The sequence below is a fragment of the Huijunlia imazamoxiresistens genome, from assembly GCF_037132455.1.
Lineage (GTDB): Bacteria > Bacteroidota > Bacteroidia > Chitinophagales > Chitinophagaceae > Flavisolibacter > Flavisolibacter imazamoxiresistens.
In genome coordinates this window covers 123,677-143,562 of sequence record NZ_JBBBEI010000015.1, presented here as the reverse complement: position 1 = coordinate 143,562, position 19,886 = coordinate 123,677, and the positions used below count along the sequence as shown (strand labels likewise).

General features: G+C 58.6%; 11 protein-coding genes. 8 read left to right on the top strand and 3 right to left on the bottom strand.

The window, feature by feature from the left end:
* The first annotated feature begins 3 nt into the window (after positions 1–3).
* From V9K67_RS17945 to V9K67_RS17915, 7 genes are all read left to right on the top strand, one after another.
* Positions 4–492: a hypothetical protein gene (locus V9K67_RS17945; protein ID WP_336724796.1), complete on the top strand. Its 489-nt coding sequence runs from the start codon at positions 4–6 to the stop codon at positions 490–492.
* Positions 492–692, top strand: coding sequence for a helix-turn-helix transcriptional regulator (locus V9K67_RS17940; protein ID WP_414696782.1), 201 nt, complete (start codon positions 492–494; stop codon positions 690–692). Before V9K67_RS17945 ends, V9K67_RS17940 begins: the two co-directional genes overlap by 1 nt.
* Before the next feature lie 190 nt (positions 693–882).
* Positions 883–3,762 (top strand): glycosyl hydrolase 115 family protein, encoded by a 2,880-nt coding sequence (locus V9K67_RS17935; RefSeq protein WP_336724793.1) that lies wholly within the window; start codon positions 883–885, stop codon positions 3,760–3,762.
* Between the two features lie 121 nt (positions 3,763–3,883).
* Positions 3,884–6,013 (top strand): alpha-L-rhamnosidase-related protein, encoded by a 2,130-nt coding sequence (locus V9K67_RS17930; RefSeq protein WP_336724791.1) that lies wholly within the window; start codon positions 3,884–3,886, stop codon positions 6,011–6,013.
* Positions 6,014–6,028: 15 nt separating this feature from the next.
* Positions 6,029–8,758 (top strand): glycoside hydrolase family 78 protein, encoded by a 2,730-nt coding sequence (locus tag V9K67_RS17925; RefSeq protein WP_336724789.1) that lies wholly within the window; start codon positions 6,029–6,031, stop codon positions 8,756–8,758.
* 90 nt (positions 8,759–8,848) lie between these two features.
* On the top strand, positions 8,849–10,888 hold the full coding sequence (locus V9K67_RS17920; protein WP_336724787.1) for a glycoside hydrolase family protein: 2,040 nt from the start codon (positions 8,849–8,851) through the stop codon (positions 10,886–10,888).
* Positions 10,889–10,992: 104 nt separating this feature from the next.
* Positions 10,993–13,569: a glycoside hydrolase family 95 protein gene (locus tag V9K67_RS17915; RefSeq protein ID WP_336724785.1), complete on the top strand. Its 2,577-nt coding sequence runs from the start codon at positions 10,993–10,995 to the stop codon at positions 13,567–13,569.
* A 33-nt stretch (positions 13,570–13,602) separates the two neighbouring features.
* On the opposite strand, the gene V9K67_RS17910 is transcribed toward V9K67_RS17915, so the two are convergent.
* Both V9K67_RS17910 and V9K67_RS17905 read right to left on the bottom strand, forming a co-directional pair.
* The gene (locus tag V9K67_RS17910) at positions 13,603–14,415 is read right to left on the bottom strand and encodes a hypothetical protein (protein ID WP_336724783.1); all 813 of its coding nucleotides are present in this window, start codon (positions 14,413–14,415) and stop codon (positions 13,603–13,605) included.
* Between the two features lie 223 nt (positions 14,416–14,638).
* Entirely contained in the window at positions 14,639–15,229 is a 591-nt protein-coding gene (locus V9K67_RS17905; RefSeq protein WP_336724781.1) for an LA_2272 family surface repeat-containing protein, read from the bottom strand.
* Positions 15,230–15,801: 572 nt separating this feature from the next.
* On the opposite strand from V9K67_RS17905, the gene V9K67_RS17900 reads away from it, so the two are divergent.
* Positions 15,802–16,854, top strand: a complete 1,053-nt coding sequence (locus V9K67_RS17900; RefSeq protein ID WP_336724778.1) for a DUF3089 domain-containing protein — start codon at positions 15,802–15,804, stop codon at positions 16,852–16,854.
* Positions 16,855–17,410: 556 nt separating this feature from the next.
* On the opposite strand, the gene V9K67_RS17895 is transcribed toward V9K67_RS17900, so the two are convergent.
* Complete coding sequence (locus V9K67_RS17895; protein ID WP_336724775.1) at positions 17,411–19,846, bottom strand: metallophosphoesterase; 2,436 nt, start codon at positions 19,844–19,846, stop codon at positions 17,411–17,413.
* Positions 19,847–19,886: the final 40 nt, after the last annotated feature.

Here is a 19,886-nt window from a genome sequence, read left to right as displayed (position 1 = left end):
ATCATGTGGAGTCGCTTGTTACTGCCCAACCGGTTCAAGGCCATTGGCTGGTATTTATTTGTTCCCGCGTTAATCTCAGGGATTTTCGTCCTTGCCACGGGCTATGAAGCCGATTGGCTGAATGTCCCGGTATTTGCTGTTTATAATGGCAACTATTTGGGGAAAGATCAGATTTTTGCGCTTATTGACGATAATATAACGCTGGAAGTCATCGCAGTCCTGTTCATAACCGGCGGGCTGTTTATCGGCTTTTCCAGGGAAAAGCGGGAAGATGAATTTTTGGCGAACCTTCGGTGGTCCTCCCTGGTATGGGCGGTGGTCGTGAATTACGTACTCTTGCTCCTGGCGATTGTCTTTATCTATGGAGACGTATTTTTTCGCGTCATGCAGTACAATATGTTTACGGTACTCCTCATCTTTATTGCACGGTACCGTTTTCTTTTGTACCGGAACTCCAGGTTTGCAGGCGATGGAAACAAAATTCTCGTGTGATGAAGAACAACATAAAAGTGGAACGGGCCCGGAAAGGATTGACCCAGGAAGACCTGGCGCAGGCTATCTCAGTAAGTCGGCAAACCATTAATGCGATGGAAGCGAACAAGTATATTCCCTCCACGCTGCTGGCCCTGAAAATCGCCCGGGTGTTCGATAAGCCTGTGGAAGAAATCTTTATCCTTGAAAACACTGATTAATCTTCAGTGCGTCATTCCTTCTGTTTTGTCAATTTGAACCACAGAAATGCGAAATCGGACAATAGGTTGTTGGAGGGTGTGGGTAGGTTTGCAGCCGTTTGCAGGCGATTTCATCCTTTCCCTGCCGTAGCGTGTTCTCATCATCAAATGATCCTGCCGCCACAGGGCAGTTCTTAATGTAACTATTTTCATGAGACAAATTCTACTAACGGTTGTTACCGTATTTGCCTGGACTCTTTTGACAGGGGCCCAGGAGCCCTCCATTATTTCAAATCAAAAAAGCACGGGCGCCTTCCCGGTCGTGTCGCAACGGAAGGTGGCTACACTGGTCACCGATACCGCCGACTTCGCCGTTGTCCGCCAGGCAGCAGCCGACCTGGAAAATGACCTCTTTGCGATTTCCGGGGTCCGTCCCAAACAGGAACACCGCATCGGCGTATCGCCGGCGATCGTTATGGGCACCCTGGGCAAGAGCAGGGTGGTGGACGCCATCGTGAAAGCGGGGAAGGTGGATGTCTCCGGCCTGAAGGGCCAGTGGGAGAAATTCATCATCCAGGCGGTTCCGGGCAACAAAGGAATACAGGCCCTGGTCGTCATCGGCAGCGACCGTCGGGGAACGGCCTATGGCATTTATGAACTGTCGAAGCAACTGGGCGTTTCGCCCTGGTACTGGTGGGCCGACGTGCCCGTTACCAAAAGCAATTCGTTATTCGTAAAAGCCGGCGCCTGTGTGTTCGGCCCCCCTTCGGTACAATACCGCGGCATCTTTATCAACGACGAGGAGCGCGGCCTGGGCCCCTGGGCCCGCAAAGTGTTCGAGCCGGAGACCAAAGCCATGGGTCCCAAAACCTACGCAAAGATCTATGAGCTGATGCTGCGGCTCAAAGCCAATATCATGTGGCCGGGCATGAAAGGTCCCGAAAGCTTTTATTCCGTCAAGGGCAACAAGGAAATGGCCGATCAATACGCCATCATCATCGGCACCTCGCACCACGAGCCGCTGCTGGTCAATTCCTCGCTGGAATGGAATGAAAAGCGGGACGGGCGCTGGCAGTACGATAAGAATGCCGAGGCCATGAAGAAGGTGATGGAGCATCGGGTGAAAGAAGCCGCCCCCTATGAGAATATGTACACTATCGGCCTCCGGGGGCATTCCGACCTGGGGATGGAAGCCGAAGGCGGTATCGACGAACGGGTGGCCCTGATGCACACCATTTTCAAAGACCAGCGCGAGCTGCTGCAAAAATATATTCCCAAAAAAGTGGAACAGATCCCGCAGGCGTTTACCGCCTACAAGGAAGTGCTGGAACTGCTGAACAACGGCCTGCAGGTGCCCGAGGATGCCATCCTGGTATGGCCCGATGACAACTACGGCTACCTCCACCAGCTGAACTCCGACATCCAGAAAAGGCGGCAGGGACGCTCAGGAGTTTATTACCATTTGAATTATGTCGGCCGGCCCCTGTCGACCATGTGGCTCAGTGCGCCCTCCCCGGAATTGATCCGCAAGGAATTGAACAAGGCGTACGGCAACGGCGCCAACCGCTTCTGGATGTTCAACGTGGGGGACATCAAGCCCTATGAGTTCCTGACCTCCTTCTGCCTGGAGATGGCCTGGAGGTTTTCGTACAACGACACGGCTTACACTCAAAAATATTTACACAAATGGCTGGACGGGGTGTTTGGCCCGCAGCTGGCCCCGCAGCTGCGCCCCCTGCTCAACGACTATTACGGGGCGGCGTTCGAGCGCAAGCCGGAATTCATGGGATGGGAGCGGGGCGAGCCCAATACGCCGGTCACCAATACCGAGTACAGCCTTAGTCATTACGGGGAAGCCCAGCGACGCCTGGCCTCCCTGGACCGCATGGCCACCCGGGCCAAAGAACTGGCGAAGGCCGTGCCCGAAGCGCTGCAGCCGGTTTTCTTCCAGACGGTCTATTACCCCGTGCTTTGCGCGGACCTGACTAACAAGAAGACGCTGTATGCCCAGATGAACCGCACCTATGCACTGCAGCAGCGGGCTTCCGCCAGGCGTTATGCCCAATTGTCGCAACAGGCGTTTGACAGCATCAACCTGTTGACGAAGCAATTCGGAGAAATGCTGGGCGGCAAATGGAAAAACATCATGCAGCTGCAATGGGGATTGCCGGGAAAGATGCCGCCCCTGGATACGGTGCAACTGCAGGAGCAGGCCGCCATGGGCATCGACTTCACCGGCAACGAAGGGAAGAAAGGGATCGGCAGCCTCCCTGCATTACCTGCCTTCAACAGCTACTACAAGGAAAACTACGAGGTGGTGATCTTCAATAAAGGCAAACAACCCTTTGCCTGGAAGGCTGCCCCCAGCCATCCCTGGATCCGCCTGAGCCAGGCAGCCGGTATCTGCACCGACGAAAGCCGCATCAGCGTCTCTATTGACTGGGCCGCCGCCCCGAAAGAAGCAGAAGCGACCGGCGAGGTGGTCCTCAACGGTGCCGGTGCTACGCAGAAAATAGGCGTTCAATTATTTCGTCCCACACTGCCCGCCGATAGCCTCAAAAACCTGTTTGTCGAGCAGAACGGGGTGATCTCCATAAATGCTGCGCACTTCAGCCGCAAAAAGGACAAAGGTCCCTACCGCTGGACCACCCTGGACCAGCTGGGCCTGACCGGCCAGCTGGTGGCGATCGACACCGATACCCTGCCCCGCATCTCCTTTGACTGGTACCTGGAGCGCAACGCCCCCTCCCTGGAATACGACTTCTACACCTACAACCAGGGATGGGTGGATGTACAATCCTTCACCCTGCCCACGCAGCCCATTTCCCTGCAACGGGGTTGCCTGTACGCCGTTTCCATCGACAACCAGCCGGGGAAGATCCTGGATTTTTCCACCCGAAACCGTAACGAGAAATGGAAGCTCCACGTACAGCGCAATGCGGCCATTGAAACCTGCCGGCATTTTTTGGAAAAACCCGGCAAGCATACCCTGAAAGTGTGGCTGATCGACACCGATGTGTGCTTCGATAAGTTCGTCATCAACACCGGTGGTTTGAAGCCCTCTTATATCGGTCCATTGGAAACTAAATAAACCTCACCCATGTCAATTTGAACAATAGAAATAACAGATAGAACAAATCGTTGTTGGCGGCTATAGGTAGGTTTGCAGATCGGAAAACAATCCATTTACAGACCCGAAGACCTTTCGATATATGCAAAAAAAGATAACCGATTTCCTGCTGGCCGCCGGCGCCCTGGTGCTGTTTCAATTGGGCAGTATCCCTGTAGCAGCCCAGTCAAAAGCACATGACCTGTCCCGATTTGCCCTTATCGACCCGGCCTACCGGTCGACTGCCGTATTTCCAAAAGCCTATACCCGCCCTTCCGCAACGTCCTGGATCTATGGACCCGCCGAACTGGAGTGCTGGCGCCTCCAGGAGCTGATCCAACGCAAGGATGCCGCTAAATTGAACGTGGGGTATACAGGTGCTTTTCATACGCCCTTTCAAAAAGGAAGCTTCCGATTGAAACTGGAAAGCCCCGTAACCCTTTCTTCCTTAAAATTCCGCTCCACGGGCAAGGGGACCGTGTACCTCGATCACCAGCCCGCGGGGGATTTTAAAGGCGGCAACAGCCTTCAGGAACTGAAGCTGGGAGCGCCCCGGACCGTCCGCGAGCTGCGCTTCGCCATCGACGCTACCGGCGACCTGCCCGGCCTGCTGCTGGAAACGGCCGCCGTCAGCACCGGTCTCCCGGGCTGGGAATGGACCGCCGGCGATACGGCCTGGAAGAAAGCCACCCATTTTCCGCAACATACCGCCGGCCTGGCGCCCCACCGCGCCGAAACACCGGCCGTCACGCTGGCACCTGTCAGCGCCCATAATAACCTCTATGATTTCGGGCGGGAACTGTTCGGCTACCTGGTGGTCCGCAGCAAAAGCGCCCCCGAGGTCGGCGCCGGCGAGTCCGAGCCCGAAGCCCTGGACCGGCGCCCGCAGGTGCGGGAGCAGTCCGTGGAAATGGAGCCAATTGGAAAAAACCTGTGGCGCACCAAAAACCCTTTGGGCTTCCGCTATGCCCGGGTAGAGAACAGCAATAAACAAAACGTCAGCGCCGAAGCCCTGGTGCATCCCGGCCAGTACCGGGGAGCCTTTGCCTGCTCCGATTCGCTGCTGACGCAGATCTGGATGAACAGCGCCTACACCCTGCGCCTGTGCATGCGCGACTTTTTGCTGGACGGCATCAAAAGAGACCGCCTGCCCTGGGCGGGCGACCTGACCATGAGCTCCCTGGTGAATGCCTTCACCTTCCACGACGGGGAGCTGGTGCGGCGCTCCCTGGTGGCCCTGAGCCGTGCCGGCATCAGGGAAGTGGACATCAATGCGATCGTTGATTTCTCCCTGTTGTGGATCATTGCCGAAGACCAGTACCAGCTGTACTTCGCCGACGCCACGCACCTGCGGGAGCAGTGGGGACTGATCAGGGAAAGCCTGCGCTTCCTGGCGGCATCCACCGACGACAACGGCTTCCTGGTCCCCCGCAAGGGCACGAGGCTGTTCCTGGACTGGGTAAAACAGGAAAAATGGACGGCCCTGCAGGTGCTGTGGTGGTGGGCCCAGACCTCCGGCGCCAAGCTGGCGCAACGGGTGGGCGATGGGGAAATGGCCGGCCAGTTTACCAGAAATGCGGCCCGCCTGAAAGCGGTCCTGAACCAGGCCGCCTGGAGCCAGCAGGAGCAACGCTGGCTGTCGAAGCTCGATGGGGCCAGTGAAAAAACAAGGCACCCCAACTTCCTGTCGGTGGTTTCCGGCCTGTCGTCCCAAAGCCAGTTCCCGGGCATCAAAGCTTTTTTGCAGGATGAAAAAGTAAAGTCCGTAGGCTCTCCCTACATGGGCGGGTTCGAGGTGATGGCCCTGGCCCGGCTCGGGGATATCGACTATATGCTCGGGCATGTCAAGAATTACTGGGGCGGCATGGTGAAAAGAGGGGCCACCTCTTTCTGGGAAGCCTATACGGCCAATGAACCCGTGGAGCGGCAGTATTCGTTTTACAACCGGCCCTACGGAAAAAGCCTGTGCCATGCCTGGAGCTCCGGCCCGGCAGCGCTGCTGTCCTCCGAATTGTTCGGCCTCAAACCGCTGGAGGACGGCTGGAAAAAGTTCACCCTCCGGCCCCAGCTCGGAAACCTGGGCTGGGCCAGCGTTTGCGTGCCCACCCACTACGGCGATATAAAGGTGGATATTGAAAAAGACGTTATTCAAATAGACGTTCCTGCCGGAACGGCCCTGGAGTGGAAAGGCCGGCTGATCGAAGGTCCCCGCCTGTTAAAAGATAAACTTTAAAAAGAGCTTGCCACTATGAACCGCTTTCTTTCCTCCCTGGCAGGAATCCTTTCCTGTTTGTCGCTGCACGCCCAGTTGAGCGTGCAGCAGCTGCGCACCGAAAACCGCACCAATCCTGTAGGGTTGGATACCAAAGAACCCCGCTTCAGCTGGCAGCTGGCTGCCACAGGCCGCCAGGTGCTGCAAACTGCCTACGAGATCAGGGTAAGCAGCCATCCCCGTGAGCTGGCCAACGGCAAGGCCTCGTGGAGCACCGGCAAGGTGGCCTCCGCCCAAAGCCTCCACGTGCCGTATACCGGCGCCCTGGCTTCCGGCCACCGCTATTTCTGGCAGGTGCGGGTGTGGGACAACAAGGGCCAGGCCTCCGCCTGGAGCGCCCCCGCCTCCTGGCAAATGGCGCTGCTGCAACCTTCGGACTGGAAAGCCCGCTGGATCATCCCGGGCTTTGAAGAGGACAGCCTGCGGGCGTCGCCGCTGTTCCGAAAGGAATTCCAAAAAACCAAAAAGATTCAATCCGCTACCGCCTACATCACGGCCCACGGCCTGTACGAGGCGCAGATCAACGGCAAAAGGGTAGGGGACGCTTACTTCACCCCGGGCTTTACCAGCTACCACAAACGGTTGCAGTACCAGGTGTACGATGTCACAAACCTGCTGCAGGACGGCGCCAACGCCATCGGCCTGACCCTGGGCGACGGCTGGTACCGCGGCAACTTCGGCTTTGGCTACAACCGCAACTTATTCGGAAAAGACATCGCCCTGCTGTTCCAGCTCGACCTCACCTATGCCGACGGTTCTTCCGAAAGCATTGTGTCCGATAACAGTTGGAAGTCGTCCACCGGCGCCATCCGCATGTCGGCGATCTACCAGGGCGAAACCATCGACGCCCGCCAGGAGAAAGGGGGCTGGGCCACTGCCGGCTACAACGATAACGGCTGGAGCGGGGCGAAGGAAGCCGCTTTCGCCAAAGACGTGCTGGTGGCTACCGGCAACGAGCCGGTGAAAAAGCAGGAAATCCTCCGGCCGGTACGCATCTTCAAAACGCCCAGGGGCGAGCAGGTGCTCGACTTCGGGCAGAACCTCGCGGGCTGGGTGGTGCTGAAAGCTGCCGGCAAGGCCGGGGATACGATCACTGTGTCGCATGCCGAGGTGCTGGACAAGGCGGGGAACTTTTATACCGAAAACCTCCGCAAGGCCGCCCAGCGGAATACCTATATTTTAAGCGGAGCGGGGGTAGAAACGTTGGAACCGCATTTTACCTGGCAGGGCTTCCGTTACGTGAAGCTGGAGGGCTACCCCGGCGACATCAAACCCGAAAACGTTACTGCCGTGGCCCTGTATTCGGACATGGCGCCTGCCGGCTCTTTTACTTCCTCCAACAAGTTGATCAACCAGTTGCAGCAAAACATCGAATGGGGCCTGAAGGGCAATTTCCTGGATATCCCTACCGACTGTCCCCAGCGCGACGAGCGCCAGGGATGGACCGGCGATGCGCAGGTGTTTTACCGCACCGCCACCTTTTTACGCGACGTCTCGAATTTCTTTGCCAAGTGGATGAAGGACGTGGCCGCCGACCAGCTGCCCAACGGCAGCGTGCCGAACATTATTCCCAACTCCTCGGATAAAACGGGCGGCGCCGCCGGCTGGGGCGATGTCGCCACCATCATCCCCTGGAACCACTACCTGGTGTACGGCGACAGGCGGATGCTGGAAGAACAATACCCCGGCATGAAAGCCTGGGTAGAGTACATCCGCAGCCAGAGCCCCAACGATCTGTGGAACTCCGGAAAGCAATTCGGCGACTGGCTGTCGTACACCGTGGACAATGACCTGGACGGCGTTTCGGCCATCACCAACAAGTCCCTGATCGCCCAGTGTTTCTATGCCCATTCCACCCAGCTGCTGGTCAATGCCGCCAAAGTTTTGGGAAAAACGGAAGACGCCGCCCAATACACGGAACTGTTGGCGCGGGTCAAGGACGCTTTCCGGAAAGAATACACCACGCCCAACGGGGCCACGGTGTCCCACACCCAGACGGCGTATGTGCTGGCGCTGCAGTTCGACATGCTGCCCGAGGCCCTGCGCCGGCAGGCGGCCGACCGGCTGGTAGAAAATATTCGGCAATACAAAAATCACCTGACCACCGGCTTTTTGGGGACGCCTTATCTCTGTCATGTGCTCAGCCGCTTCGGTCATGCCGATAAGGCCTTCACCCTGCTGCAGCAGGAGACTTATCCTTCCTGGCTGTACCCGGTAAAGATGGGCGCCACCACCATCTGGGAGCGCTGGGACGGCATCCGGCCCAACGGCACCTTGCAGACCCCTACGATGAACTCCTTTAACCACTACGCCTACGGCGCCATCGGCGACTGGATGTACCGGGTGATGGTGGGCCTGGACACCGAAGAACCGGGCTATAAAAAGATCCGCATAAAGCCCCATATCGGCGGCAGCTTTACCCATGCCTCGGCCACTTACCAGACGCCCTACGGAAAGCTGGCTTCGGGCTGGAAGCTGGAGGGAGGCCGCTTGACGCTGGAAGCCGAGATCCCCCCCAATACCACCGCCACGGTCTATGTGCCGGCAGCCGGCGCCGGGGACGTGCAGGAAGGCGGGAAGCCGGTGACTGCATCCAAAGACATCCGGGTAACGGGCACCGAAGGGGAATACGTAGTCCTCAACGTAGGTTCGGGTTCCTACCGGTTCACCGCCCCGGCGCCCGTCCTTTCCCGGACGGCTCCGTAGTCCGGAAAAACGCTTTTTCCCAACCGCTTTTCTGTTTCAGGTATTTTATCGCTTCAACCTTATTTATAAGCTCATCTTCGAAAAATAATTATGTCCTTAAAGAAAATCTCCCTTATTTCCTGCTGTATCCTCGCCTGCATGGCCACCTATGCCCAGTTTGACGTACGTGTCCATAAAACGACAGGAGCGATCAGCCGGCTGATGAACCCCACCGATAAGCACCGGATGAACTGGGTCTTTGCCTCCGGGGATTCGCTCCTTACCTGGCAAAAGCCCCGGCAGGACTGGGGCCTGGGAAAATACGATGCGGTGGAGGCCGGTGTACAGGACGAACAATGGACGACCCCTGCCCGCCAGGAGGTTTCCGCCGGCAAGTCCACGCTGCTCTATAAAACCAAATGCCTCGATGTACGGGTCGAGCGCCGGCCGGCGGGACAGGATTTTTTGGAAACCTACACCTTTGTGAATACCACGGGTAAAAAGCTTTCCATCAGCGGCCTGGATCTGTATACGCCCTTCAACGATAATTATCCCTCCGCCCGCATCGCGGTTACCAACCGCTGCAACGCGCATATATGGCCGGGCGGGCACTCCTCCTATGTGAATGCCCTCCGCATGGGTGGCAGCGGTCCGCACCTCGGGCTGGTCTTTACGAAGGGCGCCCTGGCCACCTACTCCGTAGATAACCGCGACCGGTATAAAGACATTCCTTTTGCTTATTCCGCCAGCAACGTACGGGGCACCCTGGTGCTGAACATCGCCCCCTTCGTGCTGGAAGCGGGCGGTACCCACACGGTCCAGTGGAAGCTGTTCTGGCACAAGGGCTGGGACGACTTTTATCAAAAAGCCAAAGCTGCCGGCTTCGTCCGGCTGGAGGCGGACCGCTACGTGATTTCCCGCAGCGAGGCTTTGACCGTAAAGATCGATGCCCCTGCTGCAGCCGGCCTGGAAAACAAAACCATCCGCCTGTCCGGCGACAGCCTCGGCGAGCATACCTACAGGCTGGCTTATGACGGGGGGCGGAAACAAACGGTGCTGAACTACCTGGTGGTCTCCTCGCCCCAGCAGCTGGTGGACCAGCGGGTGCGGTTCATTGTAGACCACCAGCAGATGAACGACCCTAAAGACGGCCGTTACGGCGCCTACATGGTTTTTGATAACGAAGGCGACACCATCCTGACGGATATCAGCCGTTCGGTAGCGGTTTCCGACAAGGACGAAGGCCGGGAGCGTTTAGGCATGGGCGTGCTGGTGGCCAAATGGCTGCAGACCCATCCCGATGCGGCCGTGAAAAATTCCCTGATGCGCTACGTCAGCTTTATCCGCGAAAAGCTGCAAACGCCGGACTACCGGGTATTTTCCACGGTGGACCACAAAAGCCGCCACCGCGGCTACAACTACCCCTGGGTAGCCCACCTGTACCTCGAAACCTACAAGCTGACAAAGGATCCTGTTTACCTGGATCATTTTTACGGGACGCTGCAGAAGTATTTCAACGAATTCGGGTACGAGCATTACTCCATCGATTTTAGGGTGACCGACGGCCTGGCCGCACTGGAGCAGGCCGGCCGGAAAGCACAACGCGACAGCCTGCTGGCGGCCTACCGGCGGGCGGGCGACTTCTTTGCCGCCACCGGCCTGGACTATCCCAAACACGAAGTCAACTACGAACAATCCATCGTGGCGCCGGCGGTGACCTTCCTCTGTGAGCTGTACCAGGTAACGAAGGACAAAAAGTACCTGGAGGCGGCCAAGCTGCAACTGCCCGCCCTCGAGGCGTTCAACGGCCGGCAGCCGGATGCCCACCTCAATGAGATCGCCCTCCGGCATTGGGATGGGTACTGGTTTGGAAAAAGTGCCACCTGGGGCGACGTGATGCCGCACTATTGGAGCGCCCTTACCGCCCTGTCGTTCCAGAAGTACTACCAGTGCACCGGCGATGCCCGGTACCGGGAGCGGGCCAAAAAGATCGTGGCGCACAACCTGCTGAACTTCAGGGAGGACGGCACCGCCAGTTGCGCCTACCTGTACCCCGCCTTTATCAATGGCCGGCAGGGCAAGTTTTATGATGCCTACGCCAACGACCAGGACTGGGCCCTGGTGTTTTATAAGGAAATAATGGAGCCATAACCACTTTGGGGCAGCCGGGCCGGAAGATTTTTCAGGGACGGGAGGGCGGTAGTTTACCGGAAACACAGTATCCTTGCGCACGCCCTCCAACGCGGGCGAAACGTATGCTTAAAAAAGTCATTGAAAAGATCCGCCCGGCACGGAACTGCCGCAAAAAGACTTCCTTTTTCCTGGTACTGCTGGCACTGGCCGCTACCGGGTCGGCCCAGGACCTGAAGCTCTGGTACCAACAGCCGGCTACCCACTGGCTGGAAGCCCTTCCGTTGGGCAACGGCCGCATCGGCGCCATGGTGTTCGGCGGGGTGGAAGAAGAGCTGCTGCAGCTCAACGAAAGCACCCTCTGGAGCGGCGGACCCGTCAGGGGCGGCGTCAACCCCGGTGCGGCGGCCGTGCTGCCCCAGGTCCGCCAGGCCCTGCTCCGGGATAAAGATTATGCAAAGGCCGACGCCCTGGCCCGCAGGATGCAGGGATTTTATTCCCAGTCTTACCTGCCCCTGGGCGATGTGGTCATCCGCCAGGCGCTTGACGGTGCTGCTCCCGAAAGCTATTACCGCGACCTGGACCTGCAAACCGCTGTTGCCACCACCCGTTTCACGGTGAAGGGTATCCGCTACAGCCGCGAGCTGTTTACCTCCGCCCCCGACAACGTGCTGGTGCTGCGCTTTACCAGCAGCCGCAAGGGTGCGCTGACCTTCGATGTTTCGGCCCGCTCCCCCTTGCGCTACCGCTTGTCCGCCGGCCCAAAGGGCGAGCTGGTGGTTGCCGGCAAAGCGCCGGCGCAGGTGGATCCCAGCTATTACAATCCTGCCGGTCGGGTGCCCATCGTTTATGAGGATACCGCCGGCTGTAACGGCATGCGCTTCCAGTACCGACTCAAAGCCCTGGCCACCGGCGGCACCGTTTCTGCCGATACCGCCGGCATCCACGTAAAAGGGGCCAATGAAGTGCTGCTCCTCCTAACGGCCGCCACCTCCTTCAACGGCTTTGACAAATGCCCCGATAAGGAAGGTAAGGACGAAGCTGCCCTGGCCGCCGCCACCCTGCAAAAAGCCCTCGGCCGCGGTTATGCCGCCCTGCGCAGCCGCCATACGACTGACTATACCGCCTTATTCAACCGCGTCTCCTTCCAGCTGAAAGATAGCATTGCCCGGAACGAAGCTGCCTTGCTGCCTTCGGCGGAACGGCTGCAGGCGTATACCAAAGGAAGCTACGACCCTTCCCTGGAAACCCTTTATTTCCAGTACGGTCGCTACCTGCTGCTGTCTTCTTCGCGTCCCGGCGGCCCGCCCGCCAACCTGCAGGGGATATGGAACAAAGAGCTGCGAGCGCCCTGGAGCTCCAACTATACCATCAACATCAACACCCAGATGAACTACTGGCCGGCGGAGGTCACCCACCTTTCCGAGCTGCACCAGCCCCTGCTGCGCTGGATACAGGACCTGGCAAAAACCGGCCGGGTAACCGCCAAGGAATTTTATAATGCCCGGGGCTGGGTGGCCCACCACAACTCCGACCTCTGGGCCCTTTCCAATGCCGTGGGCGACCGCGGCGCCGGCGACCCCGTCTGGGCCAACTGGTACATGGGCGCCAACTGGCTGTGCCGCCACCTCTGGGAACATTATCTCTATACCGGCGACAAGGAGTTTTTGCGCCAGGCCTATCCGGTGATGAAGGGAGCGGCGGAATTCTCCCTGGACTGGCTGGTGCCGGACAGCGCCGGCAACCTGGTGACCGCCCCTTCCACCACGCCGGAAAACAAGTTCAAAGACAAAAATGGCAAGGCGCAGGGCGTCTCCGCCGGCACCACCATGGACCTCTCCATCATCCGCGACCTGTTTGCCGCCGTAAGTGGTGCGGCGCAGGTGCTGGGCACCGACGCGGCCTTCCGCGATACGCTGGCCCAAACCACCAAAAGGCTCCTGCCCCTGCGGGTGGGCAGCAAAGGCCAGCTGCTGGAATGGTCGGAAGAATTTGAGGAAGTGGAACCGCGGCACCGCCACGTATCGCACCTCTACGGCCTGCACCCGGGCCGGGAGATCACCCCTTACGCCACGCCGGAGCTGCTGGCGGCGGCCCGCAAAACGCTGGAGCTGCGCGGCGACGAGGGCACGGGCTGGAGCAAGGGCTGGAAGATCAACTGGTGGGCCCGCCTGCTCGACGGCGACCATGCCTACAGCCTCGTGCGGCAACTGCTCACCTATGTGCCCTCCTCCGGCGGCAGGGCCGGCGGCACCTATCCCAACTTCTTCGATGCCCACCCGCCCTTCCAGATCGACGGCAACTTTGCCGGTACGGCGGGCATGGCCGAAATGCTGCTGCAAAGCCATGACGGGGCCGTGCACCTGCTGCCCGCCCTGCCCCACAGCTGGAAGGAAGGTTCGGTAAAAGGGCTGTGCGCCCGCGGCGGTTTCGTCATAACGGACCTCGGGTGGAAGGACGGGAAGATCGTCCGTGCCACCATCCAATCCAAACTGGGCGGGCAACTGCGGCTGCGGGTGCCCAACGCCCTGAAGCTGTCGGGCGGTTCCCTGTCACCGGCCGCCGGCCCCAACACCAATGAATTTTATTCCGGTGCCGCGGCTGCCGCCGGCGCTGCCACCAACCTTCCCCAAACAATCACCTACGACCTGGCTACCCGGCCGGGAAAACAGTATACGTTCATAGCGGTTAACCCTGATTAAAAAGGAATAACCTGCTTTATTGCTCTTAATATTTCAGGAGGGTGAGGGTCCACCGGGTCTTCTTATGCCGTAGCTCGATGGTATACGTGCCGGTTCCGCTTTGCCGCCGACGGCTACCTCCACGGGAGCGGCGCCGGCAGCGGAGAGGGTCACCGCACCGTTGTAGGTACCGGGATTGTCAGCGTTCAGCCGTACCCCGATGGTGGTGGCGGGCAGCGTGCCGTTGGCGGCCGGCAGCAGCAGGGCATTGCTCCAGGAGCGGCCGTTGTCGGACGAAAGTTCATAGCCCCGCGGAGCCCGCGCCCACACGTTATCCTCCTCCAGGTACATCCCCTGTACGGAAAAGGTCTGGTCCGGCGAAGGCGTGCCTGCCTGTTGGCGGAACGGCGCCGGGGCCGGTACGTCCACCTGTACCAGCGGCACGGTGCGTGCCGTGCCACTGACATCGATGCTGATGGTTTGGGTGCCCGTGCAGCCTGTGCTGATCGTCCCGCTGAAAGGGCCGGGCGCCGTTGCATGGAGGCGTACCGACAGGGTGGTGGTCCCGATACGGCCGTTTACCGGGACCAGGCGAACTGCCGTCCCCCAGGCCGTGCCGTTCGGCGACAGTTCAAAACCGGCAGGGGCGGTGATGGTAAGGGTGTCGGTCAGGTCCGTGCCGCTGACGGTAAAATCCCGGCTGGTGGAGGGCGTGCCGAGGCGCTGCGAAAAGCCGGTCAGGTTCGGGCTGTTGACCGCTAGCTGCGGCATCGGCGCTGCCGGGCTGTTTACCGGGGGCTGGGTGGGGGTGGCTGCAATACGGTTCAAAAATGTCCATACGAAAAGAGTAAAGAGCAGTTTTTTCATAACCGTTAGTTTGGGTGAAAGGAAGCGAATAAGGGAGGGGATACGGAAGCTTGTTCTTTCCGCGGGCCGGAAAGTTTTCGGCCCGCGGAAGAAACCGTGCAACATGCTGGTAACAGAAAGATAGAGAAAATACCCGGAAAAAAAGAAGGGCGGGTACGCCCCGCCCAAATGTTATTTTTTGAAAAAATGCCCTGCCGCTGCCGTGCTTCGCCGGTGTGTATGCTTAGTTGCGAAAATTCCAGTTAAGCAGGGGCAGCTTTCTTTTTTCATTCACATTCCACAGCCCGATCTGGACGCCCCTTGTCTTTTTGCTGATATTCCAGAAGCCCACCTGCACCCCCTTCATTTGCGCACATTCGTTCATGAAAACAGCGGCCTGAACGCCATTATGGAGCTGTGAAAAGTTCAAAGCGGCAACGGAAATGCCATTGACCTGTTGGTGGAAGTGTCCCACGTATCCCAGGGCCATGCCATTGATGGCGTAGGCGCCGGCATTGCCCAGCGTGGAGAAGCTGATGCCGTTCACGCGTTCGGAAACCGGGTTGGCCCGGACCTCCTGGAGCAGGCTGTCATTGTCTGCCAGGGGATCCTGGGCCACGAAAGGAACGACAATACCTTCGCCGATCAGGGAAAGCCGTAAGCCATTCGTGGTGGTGTTGCGGGGTTTAGAGGAAAAGTTCCAAAAACCCAGCGAAACCCCGTGGATGTTTGCGTTTTTTTTGTGAAACGTAAACACGGGAAAATAGTGTTGCTTTTCCTGTCCATAGCTGCTGGCCAGCACCAGCGATAAAATAACGGTAAAAAATCCTTTCATAACTTATTTCTGATCCAAACGGGGGCAAAAATAAGCAAGTCTTGTTTTCGTCGGTCGCTACTGCCGGTGCGCCTTTTTGAAAAAAGGCCTGCCCCTGGAGGCAGGCCGTCATGACAGAAAACCGGCTTTGGAAAAAGCCTTGTTGGGAAAGTGTCAGAGGCAGTTGAAATTCCCCAGGACGCGTACGAGGGTCCTTTTGGCCGGCTGTCCGGGCTTTGGATCTTCCGGAAGCGGCCCGCTACGTTTTGGGTGGGGCGGGGCGGCTGCCTTTTCCTTTTTCTCTTTCGGACGCAAGGCCGGGGTTGGAAAACGCAGGCGCATGCCCATGGCAGGGCTGATCGTTAATGTACTGGTCGGGTGCATCATCTGTATGGTTGGTTGGTTAAAGCTGACCTGTTTTCACAGTTGCTGAACGATGGATCAAATGTACTCATTTTGCTAAAATACTTAGCAAAATGAGGGTAAAAAATGTCTGCACTTCGGGCCGTACCTTTAGGCCGGGCTATAAGGAGAAAAGCCACCGGCAAAATAATCGGCCCATCCAACCGTTGTGAACATCCGTACCTGTTATCATGGCAAAACATTTTATTGAAAATATCCCCTTCCGCGCCTGGATTGTGCTTCTTTCCCTGCTGTTGTGCTCCTGCTCCCGGGTCACACTTCCCATGCAGGACCCCGCCGCTTCCAATGCAGCAGGAGGCAGGCCCTCGTACCGCAACCTCGATCATTGGGCGGCGCACCCCTGGAAGAAAGACGCATCGGACAGTGTCCCCGATGCCTTTGCCGGCAGTCCCCGCGATTCGGTGGCCGACGTCTTTTTTATCCACCCCACCACGTATACCGACCGTTCCCTGCCCCTGGGCTGGAATGGCCCCGTGGACAACGGGGCCCTGAACCGCCGCACCGACCGGACCACCATCCTGTACCAGGCCAGCGTGTTCAACCAGCATTGCCGGGTATTTGCGCCCCGCTACCGGCAGGCGAACCTCGATGCCTTCTACCGCGAGGAGCCCGAAGCCGCCCAATCCCTGGATACGGCCTATGCCGATGTGCGCGCCGCTTTTTTGGAATACCTGGAAACCTACAACGGGGGCCGGCCCATAGTGATTGCCGCCCACAGCCAGGGCACCCTGCATGCCGGCCGCCTGCTCCGGGAGTTTTTCGAGGGAAAGGCCCTGCAACAGCAACTGGTCTGCGCCTACATCGTCGGGCTGCCGGTTTATTCCGATTATTTCCAACAGCTCCTTCCGTGCCGCGACAGCAGCGGCACCGGCTGCTTTGTCAGCTGGCGGTCGTTTAAAAGGCGCTATACGCCGGCTTATGTAAAAAAGGAAGCCCAGAACGTTTATGTGACCAACCCGCTCACCTGGACGCTGGAGGACGTGAAGGCTCCCCGAAAGCGCAATAAAGGCGGTGTGCTCTGGGACTTCAGCAAAGTGCGGCCCCGCCTGGCCGGCGCGCAGGTGCACGGCAATATCCTGTGGGTGAGCAAGCCGCGCTTTTTCGGCAACCTGTTCCTCCGCATGAAGAATTACCACATCGCCGACTACAACCTGTTTTACGGGAACATCCGGGAAAACCTGGAAACCAGGCTGCGGGCCTATTTCAAGAAGGGCAACCCTTAAGCCCGATCTGCCTTTCCAATAGGACATGTATTTTGCTGATGAAGAAAGGTCTATGATGATAAAGGACTACGTAGAGCCGGAGAAGCCCGAAGGGCTTCAACAAAAGTAGCCCCGGGTGCAACCCGGGGTCAGCCGTAGTTCGTCCACACAACCCCATCGGGGTTGAATGTGTCCTGGTCGATTTACAACAGTTTCAACCTTGAAGGATACTTCGGAAAGTCTTCCTGATCGGGAATTGCCTCCCTATTGTGGGTCCCACATTCAACCCCTTTCAGGGTTGCTGGAAACGAACTACGGCTGACCCCGGGTTGCACCCGGGGCTACTTTTGTTGAAGCCCTTCGGGCTTCTCCGGCTCTACGTAGTCCTTTATCATCATAGACCTTTCCCGTTATTGACCTTCCCTCATCAGCAAAAGACATGTCCTAACTGTAGCACATAGGGAGAGGTCGGCTTCGCCTTGGCAAAACCGGGGAAAGGTTTTACGCCCCAAATGAAAAAGGCCTGCCGAACATATCGGCAGGCCTTTGTTGTCTTTCCGGTGCGCACATTTCGCGGTTATTTCACGACAACAATCTTTTGAGCCGGTATCGTGTCCTTTCCTTTCACTTTCAGGAAATACGTGCCGACGGCCAGGGTGCCGGTGGCCAGCGAAGCATTGCCGGTAAAGGTCAGGGATTGTACCCTGCGGCCATGCGTATCCACCAGCTCTATCCGGGTTACTTCATCCGGGGAGGCCTTGATGGTAATGCTTTGGCCCTGTTGCACCAGCGACGGGAATACCTTGAAGGCAGTAGCTGCGGCCAGTTCGCTTAGCTCTTCGGGACGTGCCATGGAGGCGTTGCCCACCACTACCTGGAACTCGTCGGTCAGGCAGCCTTTGCCGTCCGTTACCTTGTAGGTGGCGGCTTTATCGCCTTGTACTTTAATGCTGCGGGTGGTGGCGCCGTTGGACCACTGGTGGTCGCCCGCCCAGGAGGCGGTGATTTCGGCGGTGCCGCCGGGGGCCACGTTGACCGTCTTGGTCTGGTTGGCTCCGTGCAGGATGGTGAACTTGTCGGCTACCGATCCGTCCTTGCGTACGAATTTGGCGTCCATGCGGTTGTCCTCCACTTCCAGGTACATCATGCCGCCGTCGTTGAAGGAGAAGGGCAGGGCATTGTGCGGCCAGCCGGAGGCCAGGTCGCCCGAGTTGCCGGCAGAACCCGCCACTACATAAACGGTACCCTTATTGCCCTTGCCCGTGGTCGTTACATAGGGGCAGGAATTGCTGCTGCCGTCGTACTTCGCGCTGGAAGTGCTTTTGGCATGCGAGGAGGGGCTGAAGGAGGCTTCCTTTCCGTAGTGGCTGTTCAGCAGGTAGGAGCGCTCGTAATCGTGGCTGTGGCCGTTCAGCACCAGGTCCACGCCGTAGCGCTCCAGGATGCGGATAAAGTTGCTGCGGATCGCTACCAGTTCGCCTTCGCTGTCCGAATCGTGGCTGCCCTTGGTGTAGGGCGGGTGGTGGAAGTATACCACTACCCATGGGCGGTTGTTGGCGTCCAGGTCTTTCTTCAGCCAGGTAGCCTGTGCACCGGTGGTGTCGGACATCCGCTTGCCGCTTTCGGTTCCATAGGAATCCAGGCTGATGAAGTGGATGTTGCCCCAGTCGAAGGAATAATACGACTTGGTGCCGGAGGGCACGCCGCCGCATTCGCCGGCGGTGGGCATCGAGAAGTTTTTATAGTACGGAGCCGTGCGGGCCGCTGCCGTGGTGGTATGGTAATCGTGGTTGCCCAGCGTGGGGAACAGCACGTGGTTTTTCAGCAGGGTGGGGCTGTACACGTTAAAAAAGCCGGTCTGGTACTGGGCGTCGGTGCCGTCCTGGTAGGCGTTGTCACCCAGCAGCAGCATCACCTCGGCGGGATTTTCCCCGGTATGGCTGCGGTAGGCGCTGAGCGATCCTGCCTGGTAGCCCTTGGAGTTGGTACCGCAGTCGCCGAAGGCGGCGATGCGGATCTTGCGCGAAGTGGTGGCCGGCGGGGCGGTTTGGAAGAAATTGTCAGGGCCGCCCTGCAGCACCTGCGAGGAGCTGCCGAAGCGGTAGTAGTATTTCGTATCCGGGGTCAGTCCGGTGATGCGCACTTCGTGTTCGGTCGTCTTCTGATCGTTGGTCGCCGACAGGGTGTACACACCGGCGGCGGTGCCCACTTCCATCTTCGAATCGGTGGCCACGTCCGAGCGCCAGCGTAGGCTGACGGCGGTCTGGTTGCCCATCTGCAGGTAGGGCCCGCGGGTCAGCTTGGCATTATCCCCTTTGCCCGGGGGAGGCGTGGTGGGCGTGGTCGGTGTTGTAGGCGTGGTCGGTGTTGTAGGCGTAGTCGGAGTAGTAGGGGTTGTGGGCGTAGTCGGCGTGGTCGGCGTAGTGGGGGTGCCGGCGGCCGGGGTGCCCTTTAATTCCAGGTTAAAGGAAAGATCATCGCTGGAGGTGCTCGACTGGTGAATTTCCACCGCGATCACGTTGATGCCCGTCACCAGGGCGCCGGCCGGCAGCGTGTGGGTCACCGGCGTATTGCCGTCTTTCGGGGCGCTGGAGGAGGCTTTCGTGCTATAGGTTACAGACCCCTTGGGCATGTTGTCGCGAAACACTTCCTTCCCGTTGATGTACACCACGGCGCCGTCATCGCGCACCAGGCCCAGGGTATAGCCGGTAAAGGCGGCGGCATCGGATATAGTGACCGAGGTGCGGAAATAAGTGGTGATGGCTTTCTTTTTGGAAGAAGACCCGGATTTGACGGTGGTGGCTTCGTCGCCGTCGCCATAGCCCAGCTGTGCGGGACCGCTTTTCCAGGCATTGTCGTCATAGGAGGATTTTTGCCATTCTTTTTTCAGGTTGCTACCCTTGTCCTGGTAGCGCCAGGTGGCGCCATACGGCACCAGGGTGGTTTGTTGGGCGGATACGGTGGTGAGCGCCGCGCAGAATGCCAGTCCGCTCATGAGGAGACATTTTTTCATAGATGAACTGTGGTTAGAGGCTTAAGCCTGGTAAGTGATG

Bases quoted from the DNA above. Each gene is read 5' to 3' on its own strand.
- V9K67_RS17945 (WP_336724796.1), top strand. From the start codon at position 4: ATGTGGAGTCGCTTGTTACTGCCCAACCGGTTCAAGGCCATTGGCTGG.
- V9K67_RS17940 (WP_414696782.1), top strand. From the start codon at position 492: ATGAAGAACAACATAAAAGTGGAACGGGCCCGGAAAGGATTGACCCAG.
- V9K67_RS17935 (WP_336724793.1), top strand. From the start codon at position 883: ATGAGACAAATTCTACTAACGGTTGTTACCGTATTTGCCTGGACTCTT.
- V9K67_RS17930 (WP_336724791.1), top strand. From the start codon at position 3,884: ATGCAAAAAAAGATAACCGATTTCCTGCTGGCCGCCGGCGCCCTGGTG.
- V9K67_RS17925 (WP_336724789.1), top strand. From the start codon at position 6,029: ATGAACCGCTTTCTTTCCTCCCTGGCAGGAATCCTTTCCTGTTTGTCG.
- V9K67_RS17920 (WP_336724787.1), top strand. From the start codon at position 8,849: ATGTCCTTAAAGAAAATCTCCCTTATTTCCTGCTGTATCCTCGCCTGC.
- V9K67_RS17915 (WP_336724785.1), top strand. From the start codon at position 10,993: ATGCTTAAAAAAGTCATTGAAAAGATCCGCCCGGCACGGAACTGCCGC.
- V9K67_RS17910 (WP_336724783.1), bottom strand. From the start codon at position 14,415: ATGAAAAAACTGCTCTTTACTCTTTTCGTATGGACATTTTTGAACCGT.
- V9K67_RS17905 (WP_336724781.1), bottom strand. From the start codon at position 15,229: ATGAAAGGATTTTTTACCGTTATTTTATCGCTGGTGCTGGCCAGCAGC.
- V9K67_RS17900 (WP_336724778.1), top strand. From the start codon at position 15,802: ATGGCAAAACATTTTATTGAAAATATCCCCTTCCGCGCCTGGATTGTG.
- V9K67_RS17895 (WP_336724775.1), bottom strand. From the start codon at position 19,846: ATGAAAAAATGTCTCCTCATGAGCGGACTGGCATTCTGCGCGGCGCTC.